20 protein-coding genes and 1 tRNA gene are annotated in these 19,300 nt (G+C 67.4%); 13 read left to right on the plus strand and 8 right to left on the minus strand.

The window, feature by feature from the left end; translation table 11 throughout:
• Window positions 1-85: 85 nt before the first annotated feature.
• The 3 genes from dhaK to dhaM are packed head-to-tail and all read left to right on the plus strand — an operon-like array spanning window position 86 to window position 2,448.
• Window positions 86-1,087 (plus strand): dihydroxyacetone kinase subunit DhaK, encoded by a 1,002-nt coding sequence (dhaK, locus tag JOF48_RS08425; RefSeq protein WP_209679508.1) that lies wholly within the window; start codon window positions 86-88, stop codon window positions 1,085-1,087.
• A complete protein-coding gene (dhaL, locus tag JOF48_RS08430) occupies window positions 1,088-1,732 on the plus strand; it encodes a dihydroxyacetone kinase subunit DhaL (RefSeq protein ID WP_209679510.1) in 645 nt (214 codons plus the stop codon).
• A complete protein-coding gene (dhaM, locus tag JOF48_RS08435) occupies window positions 1,729-2,448 on the plus strand; it encodes a dihydroxyacetone kinase phosphoryl donor subunit DhaM (protein ID WP_209679520.1) in 720 nt (239 codons plus the stop codon). Before dhaL ends, dhaM begins: the two co-directional genes overlap by 4 nt.
• A 129-nt stretch (window positions 2,449-2,577) precedes the next feature.
• On the opposite strand, the gene JOF48_RS08440 is transcribed toward dhaM, so the two are convergent.
• The gene (locus JOF48_RS08440) at window positions 2,578-3,486 is read right to left on the minus strand and encodes an HhH-GPD family protein (protein WP_342591197.1); all 909 of its coding nucleotides are present in this window, start codon (window positions 3,484-3,486) and stop codon (window positions 2,578-2,580) included.
• Window positions 3,487-3,622: 136 nt separating this feature from the next.
• Here JOF48_RS08440 and JOF48_RS08445 point away from each other — a divergent pair, with 136 nt between their 5' ends.
• The gene (locus tag JOF48_RS08445) at window positions 3,623-4,318 is read left to right on the plus strand and encodes a hypothetical protein (protein ID WP_342591198.1); all 696 of its coding nucleotides are present in this window, start codon (window positions 3,623-3,625) and stop codon (window positions 4,316-4,318) included.
• A 62-nt stretch (window positions 4,319-4,380) separates the two neighbouring features.
• Here the strand turns inward: JOF48_RS08445 and disA are convergent, their stop codons facing one another.
• The 3 genes from disA to JOF48_RS08460 form a co-directional block, all read right to left on the minus strand.
• Window positions 4,381-5,451, minus strand: a complete 1,071-nt coding sequence (disA, locus tag JOF48_RS08450) for a DNA integrity scanning diadenylate cyclase DisA (RefSeq protein WP_209679540.1) — start codon at window positions 5,449-5,451, stop codon at window positions 4,381-4,383.
• A 78-nt stretch (window positions 5,452-5,529) separates the two neighbouring features.
• Window positions 5,530-6,942 (minus strand): DNA repair protein RadA, encoded by a 1,413-nt coding sequence (gene radA, locus JOF48_RS08455; RefSeq protein WP_209679558.1) that lies wholly within the window; start codon window positions 6,940-6,942, stop codon window positions 5,530-5,532.
• A gap of 118 nt (window positions 6,943-7,060) precedes the next feature.
• Window positions 7,061-8,194, minus strand: a complete 1,134-nt coding sequence (locus tag JOF48_RS08460; RefSeq protein WP_209679561.1) for an FUSC family protein — start codon at window positions 8,192-8,194, stop codon at window positions 7,061-7,063.
• Between the two features lie 251 nt (window positions 8,195-8,445).
• Between JOF48_RS08460 and pstS the strand changes: the two genes are divergently transcribed.
• From pstS to JOF48_RS08485, 5 genes are all read left to right on the plus strand, one after another.
• Entirely contained in the window at window positions 8,446-9,564 is a 1,119-nt protein-coding gene (gene pstS / locus JOF48_RS08465) for a phosphate ABC transporter substrate-binding protein PstS (RefSeq protein WP_209679564.1), read from the plus strand.
• Between the two features lie 30 nt (window positions 9,565-9,594).
• Window positions 9,595-10,542, plus strand: a complete 948-nt coding sequence (gene pstC, locus JOF48_RS08470; RefSeq protein ID WP_209679568.1) for a phosphate ABC transporter permease subunit PstC — start codon at window positions 9,595-9,597, stop codon at window positions 10,540-10,542.
• Window positions 10,539-11,648 (plus strand): phosphate ABC transporter permease PstA, encoded by a 1,110-nt coding sequence (gene pstA / locus JOF48_RS08475; RefSeq protein WP_209684340.1) that lies wholly within the window; start codon window positions 10,539-10,541, stop codon window positions 11,646-11,648. Before pstC ends, pstA begins: the two co-directional genes overlap by 4 nt.
• Window positions 11,649-11,669: 21 nt before the next feature.
• A complete protein-coding gene (gene pstB, locus JOF48_RS08480; RefSeq protein WP_203311907.1) occupies window positions 11,670-12,449 on the plus strand; it encodes a phosphate ABC transporter ATP-binding protein PstB in 780 nt (259 codons plus the stop codon).
• A 72-nt stretch (window positions 12,450-12,521) separates the two neighbouring features.
• Window positions 12,522-13,619, plus strand: a complete 1,098-nt coding sequence (locus JOF48_RS08485) for a hypothetical protein (RefSeq protein WP_209679570.1) — start codon at window positions 12,522-12,524, stop codon at window positions 13,617-13,619.
• Between the two features lie 102 nt (window positions 13,620-13,721).
• On the opposite strand, the gene JOF48_RS08490 is transcribed toward JOF48_RS08485, so the two are convergent.
• The 3 genes from JOF48_RS08490 to JOF48_RS08500 all read right to left on the minus strand — a co-directional run bounded on the left by JOF48_RS08490 (window position 13,722) and on the right by JOF48_RS08500 (window position 16,193).
• Window positions 13,722-14,732 carry an inorganic phosphate transporter gene (locus tag JOF48_RS08490; protein ID WP_209679572.1) on the minus strand — a complete coding sequence of 337 codons (1,011 nt, stop codon included), beginning with the start codon at window positions 14,730-14,732 and terminating at the stop codon, window positions 13,722-13,724.
• Window positions 14,733-14,734: 2 nt separating this feature from the next.
• Window positions 14,735-15,355, minus strand: coding sequence for a nuclease PIN (locus JOF48_RS08495; protein ID WP_245346459.1), 621 nt, complete (start codon window positions 15,353-15,355; stop codon window positions 14,735-14,737).
• Window positions 15,356-15,545: 190 nt separating this feature from the next.
• Window positions 15,546-16,193, minus strand: a complete 648-nt coding sequence (locus JOF48_RS08500) for a hypothetical protein (protein WP_209679574.1) — start codon at window positions 16,191-16,193, stop codon at window positions 15,546-15,548.
• Window positions 16,194-16,366: 173 nt separating this feature from the next.
• Between JOF48_RS08500 and JOF48_RS08505 the strand changes: the two genes are divergently transcribed.
• Window positions 16,367-16,439 (plus strand) — tRNA-Lys (locus tag JOF48_RS08505).
• Window positions 16,440-16,531: 92 nt separating this feature from the next.
• Here JOF48_RS08505 and JOF48_RS08510 read toward each other — a convergent pair.
• Window positions 16,532-17,167, minus strand: coding sequence for a cysteine hydrolase family protein (locus tag JOF48_RS08510; protein WP_209679575.1), 636 nt, complete (start codon window positions 17,165-17,167; stop codon window positions 16,532-16,534).
• Window positions 17,168-17,271: 104 nt separating this feature from the next.
• Between JOF48_RS08510 and JOF48_RS08515 the strand changes: the two genes are divergently transcribed.
• From JOF48_RS08515 to JOF48_RS08525, 3 genes are read left to right on the plus strand one after another with little or no spacing between them, the layout of a single operon-like run.
• The gene (locus JOF48_RS08515) at window positions 17,272-18,105 is read left to right on the plus strand and encodes a hydroxymethylpyrimidine/phosphomethylpyrimidine kinase (protein ID WP_209679576.1); all 834 of its coding nucleotides are present in this window, start codon (window positions 17,272-17,274) and stop codon (window positions 18,103-18,105) included.
• 51 nt (window positions 18,106-18,156) lie between these two features.
• Entirely contained in the window at window positions 18,157-18,492 is a 336-nt protein-coding gene (locus tag JOF48_RS08520) for a GNAT family N-acetyltransferase (RefSeq protein ID WP_209679577.1), read from the plus strand.
• A complete protein-coding gene (locus JOF48_RS08525; RefSeq protein WP_209679578.1) occupies window positions 18,493-19,254 on the plus strand; it encodes an SDR family NAD(P)-dependent oxidoreductase in 762 nt (253 codons plus the stop codon).
• The last annotated feature ends 46 nt before the right edge of the window (window positions 19,255-19,300 follow it).

Raw genomic sequence — 19,300 nt, forward strand, 5'->3', positions numbered from 1 at the left:
TCTCCCAGCCCCCGCGGGTAGGGTTCTAAAGGGGGCGCAAAGAGGCAGCCTCCGCCAAGTGCAGTGTGATTTCGAAGGGTTTGCCATGAAAAAGCTCATCAACGATCCCAAGACTGTTGTCAACGAGTCCGTGGAAGGATTTGGCCGGGCCCATGCGGGCCACGTCAAGGTGAATCCCGAACCGTTGTACGTCACCCGCAAGGAGGCCCCGAGCGAGGGCAAGGTGGGCCTGGTCTCCGGCGGCGGCAGCGGGCACGAGCCCCTGCATGCCGGGTTCGTGGGCTTCGGCATGCTTGACGCCGCGGTGCCCGGCGCCGTGTTCACGTCCCCGACACCCGACGCCATCATCCCGGCGACGATTGCCGCAAACTCAGGCGCCGGCGTCGTGCACATTGTCAAGAACTACACCGGCGACGTCCTCAACTTTGAGACGGCCGCGGAGATGGCAGAGGCCGAGGGCGTGAATGTGCGCACCGTCCTGGTGAACGATGATGTGGCGGTGGAGGATTCGCTGTACACGGCGGGGCGGCGCGGCGTGGCCGGAACCGTCCTGGTGGAGAAGATTGCCGGGGCAGCCGCCGAGCGCGGGGACGACCTCGACGCCGTCGCCGCCATTGGCAACCGGGTCAACGAGAACGTCCGCAGCATGGGCGTGGCGCTGTCCGCCTGCACCGTCCCGCACGCGGGCGTGCCGAGTTTTGAGCTGGCCGAGGATGAAATTGAGATCGGCATCGGCATCCACGGCGAACCGGGCCGGCACCGCATCCCCATGGAAAATGCGGACGGCATCACCGACCGGCTGCTGGAACCGATCCTCGCCGACCTGGCGCCCGCCGCCGGCGACAAGGTGCTCCTGTTCGTCAACGGCATGGGCGGCACCCCGCAGAGCGAGCTGTACATTGTGTACCGGCACGCCGTGGCGGTGCTTGAGGCAGCCGGGCTCGTGGTGGAGCGCTCACTCGTGGGCAACTACATCACGGCGCTGGAAATGCAGGGCGCGTCCATTTCGGTGCTGCGCCTGGACGATGAAATGACCGAACTGTGGGATGCTCCGGTCAATACGCCGGCACTGCGATGGGGGATGTAAATGGGACAAACACTTGACACTGCCTGGGCCGTTCGCTGGCTGCGCGCCTCTGCCGCCGTGATCGCGGAGAACCGCGTGGCCCTGATTGAGCTGGACCGGGCCATCGGCGACGGCGACCACGGCGAGAACATGGACCGCGGCTTCACCGCCATTCTTGAGAAGCTCGACGGCGAACAGCCCGCCACCCCGGGTGCCGCCTTCAAGCTGGCCGCCATGACCCTGATGTCCAAGGTCGGCGGGGCCGCGGGGCCCCTTTACGGGACCGCGTTCCTGCGCGCCGGCACGGCCGTGGGCGACGCCGCCGAACTGGATTCCGCCACGCTGGTTGCCGCTCTGACGGCCGCCCGCGACGGCGTGGTGGCCCGCGGCAAGGCCGAGGTGGGCGACAAAACCATGATCGACGCCTGGACCCCCGCCGTTGATGCCGCCGCCGCTGCGGCAGCATCGGGCGAGGATCCCGCGGCAGTCCTGGCCGCCGCCGCGTCGGCTGCCGAGGCCGGTGCCGAGTCCACTGATCCGCTCATCGCCCACAAGGGCCGGGCCAGCTACCTGGCGGAGCGGGCCATCGGGCACCGCGACCCCGGTGCCGTTTCCTCGGCGCTGCTGCTTCGCGCCGGCGCCCAAGCCGCGGAGGTGGCGGCATGAGCGTGGGACTCGTGATTGTCTCGCACAGCGCCCAGCTGGCCGCCGGTGTGGTGGAACTGGCCGCCCAGATGGCCCCGGACGTAGTGCTTGTGCCCGCCGGCGGCATGGACGACGGCGGCATCGGCACCTCCCTGGAAAAGGTCATGACGGCCCTGGGGCTGGCCGACACCGGCGACGGCGCCGTAGTCCTGGCCGACCTCGGCTCCGCCGTCATGACGGCCGAATCCGCCCTGGAGTTCCTGGGCGGTCCTGAACTGGTTCGGCTGGCCGACGCACCCCTTGTTGAAGGTGCTGTGGCTGCCGCTGTGGCCGCCCAATCCGGTGCATCCGTGGACGTGGTGTGCAAGGCCGCCGAGTCGGCGCTCAATCCGGGCGGCGTTCCTGCTGCCGGCGGGGCACCCGCTCAGGACGGGGCAGCGGCGGCGGGTGCGCCATCTGCCGTCGAACCCCAGGGCATGGAAGCGGTGGAGGCAGTGCTGACCCTCATCAACCCGATGGGCCTGCACGCCCGGCCGGCCGCGGCGCTGGCCGGCGAACTGGGCGCCATGGACGTGGAGATTGAGATCAACGGCGTGGACGGGCAGTCGGTCATGATGCTCATGACGCTCGGCGCGGCGCAGGGCACGGAACTGGCCGTCTCCGCCACCGGCCCGGATGCGAAGCGCGCCGTCGACCTCGTTCGGCGCGAGGTGGAGGCCGGCTTCGGCGAGATCTGACGGCGGCGAGGGGGCCGGCGGCTGCCGGCTCCCTCGCGGGCAGTAGGATTTTTCGCCCGTTCCTCCTTCGTCGGACCGTGCGGTGAAAATCCAACCACGCTCCCGGAGCCGGACGCCGCCGGACAGGGCTCAGGCGGGCAGCTGGTAGCCGGCGTCGGAAAGCTGGGCCAGGCCATCGGCCACGAGCCCGGCCAGTGCACGCTCCAGCTGGGGTGCGTGCGTGTTGAGCTCGTGCAGCTTGCCCAGCTCCTTCGCGACTTCAGGGTGTCCCTGCGCCTCGGCCGCGTTCCAGAGCAGGTCCGCGTGGACGGGCGAGCTGGCCGCGCGCAGCACGGCCATGACGGCCCCGCGCACCTGCCGGTCGGTGCCGGCCCACGGTTGGCCCTTGGGGATGTAGGTGGGTTCGGGCTGGCCCGCGGCAATCCAGGCGCACTGCTCCAGCACGGGGCATTCGCCGCACTTGGGGCTGCGGGCCGTGCAGATGAGCGCCCCCAGTTCCATGACACCGGCATTCCACTGGACGGATTCGGCCGTGTCCTCCGGCAGCAGGTCTGCCGCCAGCGCCATCTCGGCTGCCGTCAGCGCGGGTGCGGGCAGCGCCTGGCCGATGACAAGCCGGGCGTGGACCCGGCGGATGTTCGTGTCCACCACGGTGGTGCGCCGGCCAAAGGCAAAAGCGGCGACGGCGGCCGCGGTGTAGGTGCCGACGCCCGGCAGCGACAGCAGTTCCTCGTAATTGTCGGGGACGGCGCCGCCGTGCCTTTCAACGATCTCCCCGGCGGCGGCGTGAAGGCGCAGTGCGCGGCGCGGATAGCCGAGCCGGCCCCAGGCGCGCAGCACCTCGGCGGCGGGTGCTGCGGCGAAGTCGGCCGGGGCGGGCCAGCGTTCCAGCCATTCCTCCCAGACCGGCTGCACCCGGACAACAGGGGTTTGCTGCAGCATGATTTCGCTGACGAGGATGCCCCAGGCGGAACAGTCCCGGCGCCACGGCAGGTCCCTGGCTTCCGCTGAAAACCATTCCTGAATTTCGCTGTACACGCATTCCCCTTGTCCACCGCACCTTGCGGCCCTTCAACTCTAGAACAACACCCGCCCCGCCCTGCGCCCCGCCACCCAGCGACTTCACAGGCGTCATTCGCACTATTGCGCCCAGGGAATTAGATAGGCTTGGCACGTGGGAACAACAGGGAAACAGGGAGGCGGCAAGGCGAAGAGCCCTGCCCCGAAGCGAAACCCCACATCCAAGGCAAAGTCAGCCCCCAACTCCAAGGTCCGGGCTTCAGCCAAGGTGTACAGGCGACGCCGCCTGGTTGCCCTGGTTCTTGTGCTGTTGTTCGTCGCCGGCATCGCCTTCAGTGGGGTCTATGTTGCCGGGCTGTTCGGCATGGGCCCGGCCGCCAAGACGGAGACCCAGCAGGACGGCAACGGCGCCGCGGCCAAACCCAAGGCGGCAGACAACGCCGGAACCAAGCCGTCCGCCGTGTGCGACGAAGCCGGCATCCAGGTTACGGCCGCCACGGACAAGCCCTCCTACACCGTCGATGAGAATCCCGTCCTGTCGCTGCGGGTCACAAACACAGGCGCCGCCCCGTGCGACATCAACGTCGGCACCAGCCAGATGGAATACGTCATCACCAGCGGCGACGACATCATCTACAACTCCAAAAACTGCCAGCTCGACCCCAACGACCTCGTCAAAAACCTGGCCCCCGGTGCCTCGGAAACAGCCAACTTCGTCTGGAAAGTGAAGCGCAACGCCCCCGACTGCGCCCCGGTCGTCAGCGAACCGGGCCGCGGCGGAGCCACCTACGTTCTCGTGGCCACGCTGGGCAAATGGTCCAGCGAACGCGTCCCCTTCACCCTGCAATAGGCGATTGCCGCGGCTCGACAGAACTGCGGCACAGGTACGACAGCGGAGCCCGGGTTGGGTGCCTAGAGGAACCTGTCCAGCAGGCTGGCCTCGGCGATGCGGGAAAGTCCTTCGCGGACATTGCGGGCGCGGAGCTCGCCAATGCCGTCAACCATCATGAGCTCGTCGATGGTGGCCGCCATCAAGTTCTGCAGGCCGCCGAAGTGGTCCACGAGGCGGCCGGCGACCGCGCGGGGGACAGCCTTCAGGCCGGAGACCAGGCGGTAGCCGCGCGGCTGGATGATGGCGTCCAGTGAGTCGTTGCCGCGGGGCAGCCCAACGATCTCGGCAATCAAGTTCAAATCGATCAGGTCTGCCTGGTCGATATCCTTCAACGCGGCCACCGCAGCGTCCACGTCGGTGGTTTCCGGGTCCGTATAGTCGCGAATGACGGTGTCGGCCCCTGAGCCGCGCGTGGCGGAGAGCTCTTCCAGCTGAAGCGACAGCAGCCGTCCGTCAACGCCGAGTTCCAGGACGTACTGGGCGATTTCCTCGGAAATGCGCCGGACCATTTCGTGGCGCTGCAAGGTGACGGCGACGTCACGGACGGTGACCATGGCTTCAATCTCAAGTGCGGAGAGCGAGCTGGTCACCTGGTCGAGCCGGGCGCGGTAGCGCTCCAGCGTTGCCAGGGCCTGGTTGGCGCGGGCCAGCACCTTCTCGGAACCTTCCAGCACATAGCGCAGGCCGTCCACGTACAGGGCGATGATTTGCATGGACTGGCTGACCGACACCACGGGCACGCCCGTCTGGATGGCAACGCGTTCGGCCGTGCGGTGGCGGGTGCCCGACTCCTGGGTTTCAATGCTGGGGTCCGGGACCAGCTGGACGGCCGCGCGCAGGATCTTTGTGACATCCTTGTCGCACACGATGGCACCGTCCATCTTGGCGAGTTCGCGGAGCCGGGTCGGTGCAAAGTCGATGTCAATCTCGAAGCCGCCGGAACACAGGCTCTCAATGGTCTTGTCGGAGCCCAGCACAATCAGTGCACCGGTGCGTCCGCGAAGAATGCGTTCCAAGCCGTCTCGCAGTGCCGTCCCGGGCGCGACACGGGCAAGAGTGGCCTTGAGGGCCTCTTCGGGGCTGCGCAGCATTTGCGGTTCCTTCTTTTCAAGCGCGGGAATCCGGGCAAGTCACAAGCCCATAATAGTGTCAAAACAACGTGGTGCGGGTTATTTGGTGTACGGGCCGTCCGAACCGTGCAGGATGAGCTCGGTGGCCTCGGCAATGTGTTCAATCTGCTTCACGGTGAAATCCGGCGGGATTGTTCCCGGGCCCGTGGAACTGCGCGGCACCAGGGCGTGCGTGTACCCCAGCCGGCTGGCCTCCTGGATGCGCTGGTTGATGCCCGGAACGGGCCTCACTTCACCGGCCAGGCCCACCTCGCCAAAGGCCACCATTTTGGGGTGCACCACCTTGTTGGTCTTGGCCGACACAATGGACAGGGCCACGGCCAGGTCCAGTGCTGGTTCGCTGAGCCGGGCACCGCCCACGGTTGCCACATAGCTGTCGTCGGCATCCAGGCGCAGCCCGGCGCGCTGTTGCAGCACCGCCAGTAGCATGCCGATCCGGGTTGAATCGAGCCCGCTGACGGTGCGTCTCGGCGAAGAGCCCATGGCCGGGGTCAGCAGGGCCTGGACCTCCGCCAGCAGCGGCCGCCGCCCCTCCATGGTGACCGTGATGCACGTGCCGGATACCGGTGCGCTGGTGCGCGAGGTGAAGAGGCCGCTGGGGTCAGCCAGCCCCTCGATGCCGTCGTCCGTGAGGTCGAAGCAGCCCACCTCATCCGTCTGCCCGTACCTGTTCTTTATGGCCCGCAGCAGGCGCAGGCGCGAGTGCCGCTCGCCGTCGAACTGGCAAACAACGTCCACCAGGTGCTCCAGAAGGCGCGGTCCGGCAATGGAGCCGTCCTTGGTCACGTGCCCCACCAGCAGTGTGGTCATGTTCAGCCGCTTGGCGGCGGCAATGAGCGAGGCCGCCACCTCCCGCACCTGCGACACCCCGCCCGCGCTGCCGTCCACCATGGCGCTGCTGAAGGTCTGCACGGAGTCCACGATCAGCAGGGTGGGCTTGATGGCCTCCACCTGGCCCAGCGCGGTGCCAAGGTCCGTTTCGGCGCCAAGATACAAGGTGTCGGCGACGGCGCCAATGCGCTCTGCGCGCAGCTTCACCTGTGCGGCGGATTCCTCGCCCGTCAGGTACAGGACCTTTTGCGGCTCGCGGCCGTGCTTGTTGCGGGCAAATTTTGCGGCAACGTCAAGGAGCAGCGTGGATTTTCCGACGCCGGGTTCCCCCGCCAGCAGGATCACGGCGCCCGGGACCATGCCGCCGCCCAGGACGCGGTCCAGCTCCGGCACGCCCGTGAGGTTGTGGGCGGCCTTGGAGGCGTCCACCTCTGAAATCAGCTGGGCCGGGGTTACGACGGTGGTGGCGGCGGTGGTCCGCACCACCACGGTTCCGACCTCCTCCAGCGTCCCCCACGCTTGGCATTCGCCGCAGCGGCCCACCCACTTCACGGCCGTCCAGCCGCATTCGGTGCAGCGGAAGTTCTGCCCGGCGTTGTTCTTTGTGCTCTTTGCTGCCATGGTTCAACCCTAGCCGCGGGCACGGACACGCTGCGACGCCGCAGGCGGGAACCCCGCGGTGCCGCACCGGAGGACCCAAGGCGGGCCGGGCGCCGTCGTGCATATGGGGGAGAGGCGCTCAGAGGTCAGGCAGGAGCGAGCGGGCCTCGACCGGGTCCATCTTGGCGGCCTCGAGCAGGTCCACCATGAGCGTGCGGAACAGCAGCACCACGGTCTCGCCCTCCATGCGCGTGATCTCCAGTTCGCGGGGGTGCAGGCGGGTGGCGATGTCGGCGAGGGCGTCGCGGGCGTGGGAGAGGGTGGCGCGGGAGGTGGTGTCGGAGAGGGCGGCGCCGAGCTCATCGACGGCGGCGGCGGTCTCGCTCATGACCTCGGCCAGGTGGACGGAGCCGGAATCCGAGAGCGCGGCGTTGTTGATGACGCTGGCGAGGCGGCGGGCCAGGACCCGGCTGGAGCGCATGGCGTAATCCACGCGGACCATCAGTTTGGACAGTCCCTCGACCTCCTGCAGGTGGCGGCGGTACAGGGGCGAAAGCCGTGCGATTTCCACCGAACCGCGCAGCCCCTGGCGCATTTCGTCGATGCGGGGCTGTTGGCTGCGGGCCCGGACCAGGGCGTGCCAGGCGGTGGTGGAATCGTTGTAGGACAGTGCGGAGGCGCACTCGCGCAGCACGAGTGAGAGCTCGCCCAGGACTTCCTTGAGGTCGTCCTTGGGCTCGCGGCGGGGGTCGCGGGGGAGCAGCAGCGTTGCGGCCAGGGCAAAGCAGCCGCCAACGACGGCGTCCAGGCTGCGGGTGAACGGGCCGCCGGCCGGGATGGGAAGCAGCACCACGAGCAGTGACTGCAGCGCGAGCTGGGTGGTGAAGATGGCGCCGCTGTCTAGGAAGCGGGCCAGCAGGATGGAGATGAACAAGACCAGCACGGCCTGCCAGATCCCTGTGCCGAGCCAGTGCAGGAGCATGTCGCCCACGGAGATGCCAATGGTGCAGCCCAGGCCAACCTCCAGCACGCGGCGCAGGCGGGGATCCCGTGAGAAGCCGAGGGCGATGATGGCGCTGGTGGCCGCAAACAAGGGGCCCTGGTGGCCCAGCACCAGTTCGGAGAAGTAGTAGGCGCCCACCGCGCAAAACGCCATGAGCAATGCAGGCAGGACGGAGCTGGCACTGCGGCGCAGGCCCAGGCGGATCCGGCGCCTCAGGAACAGCACGGTGGCGGCCGGTTGGGCGGACCCTGCCGCATCTGGTTGGGACATGCTGCAAGTCTATGTGCCCGGCGCCCCCATCCCCGGCGGCCTGCGGCGCGAGCCGGCAACAGCGCCAGGCGGGCGCACAACGGTCCCATTGTGACCGGCGTCGCACATAAAACGGTGGAATAAACGCTGAATTCCCAAGAGTCCGGGCGGCGTTAACCTCCCGTTCACCTTGGTGGGGCCTCTGCTTTACCTCCGGCTCTTACGCTCAAGGAGCAATGAATCGCAAAGCAACCCATCGAAGAGGTAAAAACGTGAAGGCACTTCACATCGGCCGCGTGGCAGCAGTTCTGGCAGTCGGCGCACTGGCACTTACGGCCTGCGGCACTGACAGCGTTGTTCCCCCGGCAGCCGGCGGATCATCCAGCGCAGCCACCGGCCCCTCCGTCACCGGCACGCTGACCGGCACGGGCGCCAGCTCCATCTCCGCAGCCATGGACGCCTGGAAGGCCGGCTTCGAGTCCGCCAACTCCGGCGCCAAGATCCAGTACTCACCCGAAGGCTCGGGCGCAGGCCGCAAGGCACTCATCGCAGGAGCCGTGCAGTTTGCCGGTTCTGATGCGTACCTGAAGGACGAGGAGCTCGCCTCCGCCCAGGAAAAGTGCGGCCCCGACGGCGCCATCGACGTCCCCTGGTACATCTCCCCGATCGCAGTTGCGTTCAACGTTGAAGGTGTCAAGGACCTCAAGCTCGACGCCGACACGATCGCCAAGATCTTCCGCGGCGACATCAAGAACTGGAACGACCCGGCGATTGCCGCCGCAAACCCCGACGCGAAGCTGCCGGACCTGGCCATCACGCCCGTGCACCGCTCAGACAACTCGGGCACCACCGAGAACTTCACCGACTACCTGGCCGCGGCCGCCTCCACCGTCTGGACCGATGCGAAGTCCGGCGACTGGCCCGCAGCACTGCCCGGCGAGAACGCCAAGGGCACCTCCGGCGTGGTCAAGACCGTCACCGAGACCGCCGGTGCGATCACCTACGCCGACGACTCGGCCGTCACCGATGCACTGGGCAAGGTTGAACTGAAGGTGGGCGACTCCTACGTCCCCGTCACCGCCGAGGCCGCCGCCAAGGCCGTTGACGCAGCAACCGTGGTTGAAGGCCGCAGCGCCAACGACCTGTCCCTGAAGCTGGACCGCACCACCACCGTGGCCGGCGCCTACCCGGCAGTCCTGGTTTCCTACGGCGTGTTCTGCGCGTCCTACCCCGACCAGGCCACGGCTGACCTGGTCAAGGCCTTCGGCACCTTCGCCGTGAGCGAGGACGGCCAGCAGCAGGCAGCCGACGCTGCCAAGAGCGCCCCGCTGTCCTCGGAACTCGCCGCCAAGGCCAAGGCAGCGATCGAATCCATCAGCGTCGCCAAGTAAGCCCGGCACACGCCAAAAGAAAGTACTGGATTGTCCACCACCAAGCTCGCACCCGCCAAGGGGGCAGGGCCGCAACGTTCAGGCCGCATCGGAGACAAAGTCTTCTCCGGTGCGGCACTGGGCGCCGGCGCGCTCATTGTCACCGTGCTGTTTGCCGTTGCCCTGTTCCTGGTCGTCCAGGCACTGCCGACGTTCACGGCAAACCCCGCAGACATCACCGGGGGAGAAGGCTTCTTCGCCTACATCTTCCCCATCGTCATCGGCACGTTGATCGCAGCCACGATCGCCTTGTTGATTGCCACCCCCATCGGTGTGGCCGTGGCCCTGTTCATCTCGCACTACGCGCCGCGGTCCGTGGCCCGCGGCCTGGGCTACGTGGTGGACCTCCTGGCTGCCATCCCCTCCGTCGTGTACGGCGCCTGGGGTGCAAGCTTCCTGGCCTCGCAGCTCAAGGGCCCCTACGCCTGGCTGGCCGACAACGCCGGCTGGATCCCCATCTTTGGCGGTCCGGCCTCCGGAACCGGCAAAACCATCCTGACGGCCGGCATTGTCCTGGCCGTCATGGTGCTGCCCATCATCGCCTCCCTCACCCGGGAGATTTTCCTGCAGGCCCCCATGCTGCACCAAGAAGCGGCGTTGGCACTGGGCGCCACCCGGTGGGAAATGATCCGCATGGCAGTGCTGCCCTTCGCCCGCGGCGGCATCATCAGCGCCGTCATGCTCGGCCTGGGCCGTGCGCTTGGTGAGACCATGGCGGTTGCGCTGGTCCTCTCCTCCGGGCCCTTGATCGCCTCCCTGATCCGCTCCGGCAACCAGACCATTGCCGCCGAGATCGCACTTAACTTCCCTGAGGCGTTCGGCCTGCGCATGCATGAACTCATCGCGGCCGGCCTTGTCCTCTTCGTCATCACACTTGCTGTGAACATGGTGGCCCGTTGGATCATCAACCGCCACAAAGAATTCTCGGGAGCCAACTGATGGCCACGCTCATGACTGAACGCAAGCGCTCGGCGCTGACCCGCAACCGCCTCCCGCGCTACACCCCCTGGGCCATCGCCGCCGCTGCCGTCGTTGTGGCGGCCGCACTGATGTCGCTCATCGGCTTCAACGTCTTCGGCTGGGCAGTGCTCTCTGCCGTTATCTTCGCTGCAGCGAACGTCACGGCCGCCGCCATCGTGGAGGGCCGCCGCAAGGCCGTCGACAAGATGATGACCTCCCTGGTCTACGGCGCCTTCCTGGTGGCCCTGCTGCCGCTGGTCTCGGTGATCTGGACCGTGCTGGTGCAGGGCATCCCCGGCCTGCTCACCCCCGGCTTCCTCAGCACCTCAATGAATGGCGTGACGGGCGCTGTCGACAATGCCTCGGTGAAAAACGGCACCCCGGTACTGGGCGGCGTCTACCATGCGCTGGTCGGTTCCGTGCTGATCACGTTCTGGGCCACCGTCATCTCCGTCCCCGTGGGGCTGCTGACGGCCATCTACCTGGTGGAATACAGTGCCGGAAACCGCTTCTCCAAGGCCATCACCTTCCTCGTGGACGTCATGACCGGCATCCCCTCGATCGTGGCCGGCCTGTTCGCAGCCGCCTTCTTCGCCATGATCCTGGGCCCCGGCACCAAGACCGGCTTCGTGGCCGCCGTCGCGCTGTCCGTCCTCATGATCCCGGTGGTGGTGCGCTCCAGCGAGGAAATGCTCAAGATCGTCCCGAACGAGCTGCGCGAGGCCGCCTACGCCCTGGGCGTGCGCAAGTGGCGCACCATCCTGAAGGTGGTCATTCCGACGGCGATCTCCGGCATCGCTTCCGGCGTCACCCTGGCCATCGCCCGCGTCATCGGCGAGACGGCCCCGCTGCTGGTCACGGCCGGTTTCGCCACCACGATCAACATGAACGTTTTTGCCGGCTGGATGGCCTCGCTGCCCACCTTCATCTACACGCAGATCATGACGCCCACCTCGCCGTCGAACGCCGACCCGTCAACCCAGCGCGCCTGGGCTGCGGCGCTGCTGTTGATCCTGCTCGTCATGCTCCTGAACCTCGGTGCCCGCCTTGTGGCCCGCCTCTTTGCGCCGAAAACCGGCCGCTAACTTTTGAACGGAATTCCTGCCATGTCCAAACGTATTGATGTCAGTGACTTGAATGTCTACTACGGCGACTTCCGCGCTGTGGAGGACGTGAACATCACGCTCGACCCCAAGTCCGTCACCGCCTTTATCGGCCCTTCCGGCTGCGGCAAGTCCACGTTCCTGCGCACCCTGAACCGCATGCACGAGGTCATTCCCGGCGCCCGCGTCGAGGGCAAGGTGCTCCTGGACGGCGACAACCTGTACGCCGACGGCGTGGACCCGGTGACGGTGCGCAGCCAGATTGGCATGGTCTTCCAGCGCCCCAACCCGTTCCCCACCATGAGCATCCGCGACAACGTGCTGGCCGGAGTGAAGCTCAACAGCCGCCGCATGCCGCGCTCGGATGCCGACGAGCTCGTGGAGAAGTCCCTCCGCGGCGCCAACCTGTGGAACGAGGTCAAGGACCGCCTTGAGAAGCCCGGCTCCGGCCTGTCCGGCGGCCAGCAGCAGCGCCTGTGCATCGCCCGCGCCATCGCCGTCTCACCCGACGTGATCCTCATGGATGAGCCCTGCTCCGCCCTTGACCCGATCTCCACGCTCGCCATTGAGGACCTCATCAACGAGCTCAAGGACGAATACACGGTCGTGATTGTCACGCACAACATGCAGCAGGCCGCCCGCGTCTCCGACAAGACGGCGTTCTTCAACATCGCCGGCACCGGCAAGCCCGGCAAGCTGATCGAGTTCGCCGAGACCGCCACCATCTTCAACAACCCCGCCGAAAAGTCCACCGAGGACTACGTCTCCGGCCGCTTCGGGTAGTCCCCGCTTGCCGGCCGGGATCACAGTTCGGACGGAATCGCAGCGCCGCAGGCGCGTGGCTACGCTGGGAATATGACTACTCTTCCGGCCGTCCACGGGGCCCATCTCGTCGGCTCCATCAACCAGCCCGCCGCCAAGGACACCTTCGCGATCGTGGCCGAGAACCTCGGCGTGCACGCCGCCCGCATCCCCGACGGTGAAGTCGGCGAACGCTTCCACTGGATCCTGTTCCAGGGCACCCGCTTCGCCGAGACGCCGGGCCTGAGCCGCGTGGCCGGGGAGCCGTTCATGATTGCCGGATTCGACCTGCGCAAGATCGTCCTGGACGGCACCGTGCCCGCCGCCGAGCTGGTGTTCGGCCCGCTGGGCTATGCGGAAGCCGCACTGGCCAGCTACCGGGACTTCACGGCCCTGCGCGACGCTGGTTCCATTGCCCCCGGCACCCGCTTCCAGGTGGCCATCCCGTCGCCGCTGGCACCGCTGGGCTCCTATGTGGCAGCCTCTGACCAGGCGGCCGTCTACCCGGCCTACGCCGCCGCCATGGAACGTGAAATCGCGGAGATTGCGGCGGGCATCCCGGCCGAAGACCTGGCCATCCAGATCGACCTGGCCGTGGAGTTCAGCCACATCGAGCAGGTCCCGGTGGCAGGCAACAAGCCCGACATCTGGTACGTCGACGGCGACAACCCCGCCACGGAGGCGATCATCGACGCCGCCACCACCCTGGCCGCCGACATTGCCGCCGCGGTCCCTGCCGACGTCCAGTTCGGCATCCACCTCTGCTACGGAGACGTCGCCGAGAAACACTTTGCCGAGCCTGCCGACGCCGGCCACCTCACCGAGGTTGCCAACGCCCTGTCCGCGAAGATCACCCGCCCCATCGCCTTCCTGCACCTGCCGGTTCCCATCGAGCGCGACGACGCAGCCTACTTTGCGCCGCTGGCAGGCCTTGCGCTGCACGCCGAAACTGAACTGTTCCTGGGCCTGGTGCACCACGAGGACGGCGTTGCGGGCGCAGCCAAGCGCATCGCCGCCGCACGTCCAGCCGTGGCGGAGGCAGGGTTCGGCCAGTTCGGCATCGCCACCGAGTGCGGATTCGGCCGCGGCCCGGCGGAACGCACAGCCCCGCTGCTGCGCCTGCACGCCGAGATCATCGCAGCCGCCAACTAGCCTTCGGGCCACCCAAAAACGGCGCGGAGGCAGTTGTTGTGCCAGGATGCCCGTCCACCGGCATCCGAACATGACAACTGCCTCCGCAGCCTGCTCGGGGTGTCAGGCGAGCGGCGAGAGGGCCAGGAAGAACACCATGCCGCCCAGCACACAGGCCACGGGAGTGGCCAGCCACGCGACGGCCACCCCGGCCAGCGCCCGGCCGTTGGTGGCCGAGAAGCGCTGGTTCTCGCCGGCCCCCACGGTCGCGGCAGTCACTGTATGCGTGGTGGACAGCGGCATGTGCAGGCCCAGGGCGCCAAAGAACAACAGCCCGGCTGCCACCAGTTGCGCAACGAATCCGCGCATGGGGTCGATCCGCACCAGCCGGTGCCCCAGCGTGTAGGAGATCCGCCAGCCGCCAAACAGCGTCCCCGCGGCGAGCAGCACCGCCGTGAAGATCGGCACCCACAGCGGCATTTCGCCGGCCCCGACGACCCCGGCAGCCAACAGCGCAAACAGGACAACCGCCGTCGTGCGCTGGCCGTCCTGCAGGCCGTGGCCAAAGGCGACAGCTGCACCAGCCACGGACTGCAGTTGCCGCACCCGCCGGTTGACCTGGTTCGGTGCCGTGTTCCGTGCCGCCCAGGAAGCGGGGTAGACGGCCGCGAACCCCAGCACAAACGCCACCACGGGCGATACCACCAGCGGCAGCAGCACCAGCGCAAACATGGTGGTGTTGATGCCCTGCAGCGGCGGATGGCCGATCACCGCCGACCCCAGGGACGCACCCACCAGTGAACTGATCAGCGCATGCGTGGACGAGGACGGGATGCCGCGCCACCACAGGTAAATGCCCCACAGGCATGCACTGACCAGCGCCGCCAGGAGCAGGATCAGCCCGTTCCGGCCCGGCGGGACCGTGAACAGCCGCTCGGCAAACGCAGCGGTCAGCACCACGCTCAGCAGTGCGCCCAGGCAGTTGAACAGGGCCGCGAGCAGCACCGCGACGGACGGCGTCAGGGCGCGGGTCCGGACGGAAAGTGCGACGGCGGCCGAGGCATCGCGGAAACCGTTCAGGAACGCGAAAATCGCCGCCGCGACGATCACGGCACCGAGCAGGAACGCGACCAAGCCTAGGATTCCTTAACGATGATGCTGCCAACCTGGGTGGCGATGGCGCGCATTTGGCGGCTGCCGGCCGCGAACTGGTCGGTCAGGGCCTTGTACTTGGCGAAGGTGGTGGGGCTGTGGGCGTCGAGGAGTTCGGCAACCACCACCCGGTGGGTGTGGTCGGCGCGCTTGGCCAGGCGCAGCACCTCAAGCCAGTAGTCCTCCAGGCTGTCCAGGTCGTTGAGGGACTTCATGGCCCCGATGGTGAGTTCACTTTGGCGGGAGAGGATTTCCAGCTGGTCGCTGACACGGTTGGGGTTGCGGTCCAGGGTGTACAGCTCGATGATTTCGCCGGCGCCGGAGAGGATTTCGCTGGTTTCGTTGAGCAGCTGCCCCAGGGCGTAGAGGTCTTCACGGGGCAGCGGGTTGACGAAGCTGGTGCGCATGCCGGTCAGCAGTGTGGCGAAGTCGGCGGTTGAGGCGGCCTCGTGCTGGCGCAGCGACTCGGCCAGTTCGCTAAAGTCATTGCGCCCGGCGCCGAGCATCTCGGCCAGGGTGTGGGTGCCGGCCAGGATCTGCTCGGACATGTGGGCCAGCGCCTGCAGTCCGGCGGTCTCCTGGGGGAAAAGTCGCAGCTTCACCATGCAGCCCTTACGTTGGCGGATCCCGTCAGGTTCCAGGACTTTCCGGGCAAAAAAGTGGTGTCGAACCGGGAGCGCCTCTCGGCACTGGGCCGCTCGTAGCGGCTATAAAATGGAGCCCGGGGGTTCCACGGTTCGACACCGCTTTCAGTCTTGTACGTCTTGCCCCAAGTGTCAACCGGGACCCGGTGGCTCAGTCCAGTTCGCCCTTGCGCCACGACTTCGCGGCGCCCTCCAAATCCTCGGCCGTACGCACCAGCTGGTGGGCTTTTTTGGTCAGCGCCGCCGAGTGCTCGGCGTGGGCAGCCTCACGTTCCGAAGCCAGGGTTGCCTGTCCCAGGGCAATGACCCGGCAGAAGGCGGCGGAGCGTTCCAGGGCAACGTCGAAGTCGCCGTCGAAGGCGCCGGACAGGATGGCGTTGGCCATGTCGGTGATCTCCTCTGCGCCCGGGGGCTCGGCCACGCCGGCAACGGCATTGGCCACCTGCGCCGTCTGCTGGCCGGCGCGGAAGAACACGCTGATGCCTTCGGGATCCTGCAAGGTTGCCGCCCGCAGCGCATAGAGCCGCCACAGGGCGCCGGGGAGCGAGCGAGCCGGGCTGGCGGCCCACATCTCCGCGATCGCCTCAAGGCCCTGCTTGTCGGCGAGCTTGACCAGGCGCTTCGTCACCTCGGGGTCGTTGCTTTCACGGCCTCCGCGGACCAGCGCCCGGGCAGCAAGGTGCGCTGCTTCGGATACGCGCGCCGGATCGGTGCCGCCTGCAAACGGCTCAAAGTCGGCCGGGGCAAAAGGAACCGGCTTGTGCGGTCGGGGTGCGCTGCTGGCTGGTCGATCGTTCATGACACGACACTACCCCCGCCGCCCGGCGCGGTCGAGGGAGGCCGCGGCTGTGGCGCGGATTCGAGCGCCGGGGGCCGTGGCGAAATTGCATTCCGGCGCCGCCCGTGCGGTAGTCTGATATGCGTCAACTTTTGCAGCCGTGGATTCATGGCTGTGCAGGCTGGCAACAGGTCGGGCCTTTAGCTCAGTTGGTAGAGCATCGGACTTTTAATCCGTGGGTCGCGGGTTCGAGCCCCGCAGGGCCCACCGACACAACCGCAGGCCGGTGCCGTTTTCAGCGGCACCGGCCTGCGGTTCTTTTTTGTCCCTGGGGAGTTTTGGTGGGAGCCGTCCCCGGCTCAGTACCCCCGCGAGGAATCGGCCAGTGCGGAGGATGACTCCAGGGCGGCGATGAACTCGTCCGAGGTGGTCGGCGTGGAGAACATGGGATAGTCAAACTTCACCGCAGACTCGCCTTCTTCAATGCTCGTGGCCGCCACGGCGTCGGTCAGGGTCACCACGTTGTAGCCGCGTTCGTAGGCGGTGCGCATGGTCGATTCCACGCAGCAGTTCGTCAGGAAGCCGGCCAGGGCAACGGTCTTGATGCCCTTGGAACGCAGGATGAAGTCAAGGTTGGTGCTGCCGAAGGCGTCGAGCCCGCGCTTGCCTTCAATGACAATGTCCGACTCCGCCGGCGCAAAGCGGTCCATGATCTCCGCGCCCCAGGCACCCTTCACAAAGGCGGTGGCGTCCACGACGCCCTTGAGGATGCCGTAGGGGTGCTTGGAGATTTCGTTGTAGCCGGGTGCAAAGCTGATGGGGGAGTGGATGACGACCGCCCCGGCACCGCGGGCCGCGTCCAGCACCCTGGCAGCATTGTCCAAGGTGGAGTTGGCCTCCATGGAATCCTTCACGGCGGCGTGCAGCACCCCGCCCTCGGAGGTGAAGTCATTTTGGAACTCAATGAAAACCACAGCTGTTGAATCCGTGTCCAAGGCTATCTCCTTTGATGTTGTGGCCCGGCAGTCCGGCACCAGGGCTGAATCTACCGAAGTGGCGCAGAACGGGGAAGGCCTGTCCAAGGTGGCAAGATAGTTCCATGACACAAAATGCACCCGCACTTGCCCTGACCATCGCCGGATCCGAAGCGACAGGCGGTGCCGGCGCCCAGGCCGACCTCAAGACGTTCCAGGAGCTGGGCGTCTTCGGCATCGTGAACCTGACCTGCATCGTCTCCTTTGACCCGAAGGACAACTGGAACCACCGCTTCGTCCCCGTGGACCAGCAGGTCATCGCCGACCAGCTGGAGGCCACCACGGCAGCGTACGGCGCAAACTCCGGAGCCCCCACCACCCTGGACACCGTCAAGCTCGGCATGATGGGCAGCCCGGCCACCATCAGCACCGTGGAAACCGCGCTCAGCAACGCAAAGTTCAAAAACGTGGTCCTGGACCCGGTCCTGATCTGCAAGGGCCAGGAGCCCGGCCACGCCCTGGACACCGACCAGGCCCTCAAGACTCAGCTGCTGCCGCTGGCCACCTTCGTCACCCCCAACCACTTTGAGGCGGAGCAGCTCTCAGGCATGGCCATCAACAACGTGGCGGACCTTGAAGCGGCCGCCCGGAAGATCCACGAAATCTCCGGCGCAGCAGTCCTGGCCAAGGGCGGGGTGCGGCTGGAAGGTGCGGACGCCGTCGATATTTTCTTTGACGGCGAGACACTCGAGGTGCTCTCCGCACCGAAGGTTGGCGAGGTGGCGGTGTCGGGTGCCGGCTGCTCCCTGGCCGCCGCCGTGACCGCCGAGCTGGCCAAGGGCGCCACCCCTCTGGAGGCCGCCCGCACGGCCAAGGCGTTCGTCACGGAGGGCATCGCCAACCGTGTTGCTTCGGGTGCGCCGTTCACCGCGCTGTGGCAGGGCGGCGCCGGGGCATAACACGCGGCGGAGGGTGTTGCCACGGCCAGTGCGGTGTGCCAAGCTCACTTCATGAGTGTGAATGAAGCCTTGGAACCGGACCCTTTTGATGCCAATGTGCGCATGAGCCGCAACGATGCCCGGCACCGCTACGAGCTGTACGCCGGTGACGACCTGGCCGTGATCATCACCTTCAAGGACCTGCCCGGGCACATCGACCTGGAGCACACCATTGGCCAGCCCGGCTTTGAGGGGCGGGGGCTGGCGAAGGTGCTGGTCCGCTATGCGCTCGACGACGTCGTGGCCTCGGGAAAGCGCATCATCCCCCACTGCCCGTACGTGGCCCGGTTCATCGCCAACCACCCGGAGCCGTACGGACAGTACACGGACCAGCCCGGGGACCAGTAGGTGGCCCGGCCGCTCGCGCTGGTCACGGGTGCCACGTCCGGCCTCGGCGCCGAGTTCGCCCAGCAGCTCGGCCGCGCCCGGCACGACCTTGTGCTGGTTGCCCGCGACGCCGCCCGGCTCGAGGCCAAGGCGGTGCGGCTGCGCAGCGACTTTGGCGTTGAGGTGCAGGTCCTGGCCGCCGACCTGGTGACGGACGACGGCGTTGCCGCCGTCGCTGCCCGGCTGGCGGACCCTGCCGTCCCCGTCTCGGTGCTGGTCAACAACGCGGGGTTCTCACTCGTGGGGGCCTTTGAGCAGAACACGGTGGGGGAAGAGGCCGCACACCTGCGGATCCTGGTCCAAACCCCCATGGAGCTGGCGCACGCCGCGTTGCCGGGCATGCTGGCTCGCGGGCACGGGCGGATCATCAACGTCTCCAGTGTCTCGGCGTTCATCCCGAGGGGGACGTACGGTGCCGCCAAGGCGTGGGGTGTCAGCTTCAGCCGCTTCGCCAACCTTCGCTACGGCCCGCGCGGGGTGAATGTGACGGCGGTGTGCCCGGGCTTTGTGCACACCGAGTTCCACGCGCGCATGGGTGCGGACATGAAGGGCGTCAAGCCGTGGATGTGGCTCAACGCCGAACAAGTGGTCCGCGAGGGGCTGGCCGACAATGCCGCCGGCAAGGCCGTCTCCATTCCGTCCCGCCGGTACAAGGTGCTTATGGCGGCCAGCCGGCTCATCCCCGACAAACTTGCCGCCGCGGCAGGCAACCGCGGCCGCTGACCGTGGCCCCGCCGTCGAAGGCATAAGAAAGCCCGCACGGCGTGAA

Source organism: Arthrobacter stackebrandtii (genome assembly GCF_017876675.1).
Classification (GTDB): domain Bacteria; phylum Actinomycetota; class Actinomycetes; order Actinomycetales; family Micrococcaceae; genus Specibacter; species Specibacter stackebrandtii.

Excerpts from the sequence above, each read along its gene's own strand:
- dhaK (WP_209679508.1), top strand. The coding sequence starts at position 86 with ATGAAAAAGCTCATCAACGATCCCAAGACTGTTGTCAACGAGTCCGTG.
- dhaL (WP_209679510.1), top strand. The coding sequence starts at position 1,088 with ATGGGACAAACACTTGACACTGCCTGGGCCGTTCGCTGGCTGCGCGCC.
- dhaM (WP_209679520.1), top strand. The coding sequence starts at position 1,729 with ATGAGCGTGGGACTCGTGATTGTCTCGCACAGCGCCCAGCTGGCCGCC.
- disA (WP_209679540.1), bottom strand. The coding sequence starts at position 5,451 with ATGCTGCGCAGCCCCGAAGAGGCCCTCAAGGCCACTCTTGCCCGTGTC.
- radA (WP_209679558.1), bottom strand. The coding sequence starts at position 6,942 with ATGGCAGCAAAGAGCACAAAGAACAACGCCGGGCAGAACTTCCGCTGC.
- JOF48_RS08460 (WP_209679561.1), bottom strand. The coding sequence starts at position 8,194 with ATGTCCCAACCAGATGCGGCAGGGTCCGCCCAACCGGCCGCCACCGTG.
- pstB (WP_203311907.1), top strand. The coding sequence starts at position 11,670 with ATGTCCAAACGTATTGATGTCAGTGACTTGAATGTCTACTACGGCGAC.
- JOF48_RS08485 (WP_209679570.1), top strand. The coding sequence starts at position 12,522 with ATGACTACTCTTCCGGCCGTCCACGGGGCCCATCTCGTCGGCTCCATC.
- JOF48_RS08495 (WP_245346459.1), bottom strand. The coding sequence starts at position 15,355 with ATGGTGAAGCTGCGACTTTTCCCCCAGGAGACCGCCGGACTGCAGGCG.
- JOF48_RS08500 (WP_209679574.1), bottom strand. The coding sequence starts at position 16,193 with ATGAACGATCGACCAGCCAGCAGCGCACCCCGACCGCACAAGCCGGTT.
- JOF48_RS08515 (WP_209679576.1), top strand. The coding sequence starts at position 17,272 with ATGACACAAAATGCACCCGCACTTGCCCTGACCATCGCCGGATCCGAA.
- JOF48_RS08520 (WP_209679577.1), top strand. The coding sequence starts at position 18,157 with ATGAGTGTGAATGAAGCCTTGGAACCGGACCCTTTTGATGCCAATGTG.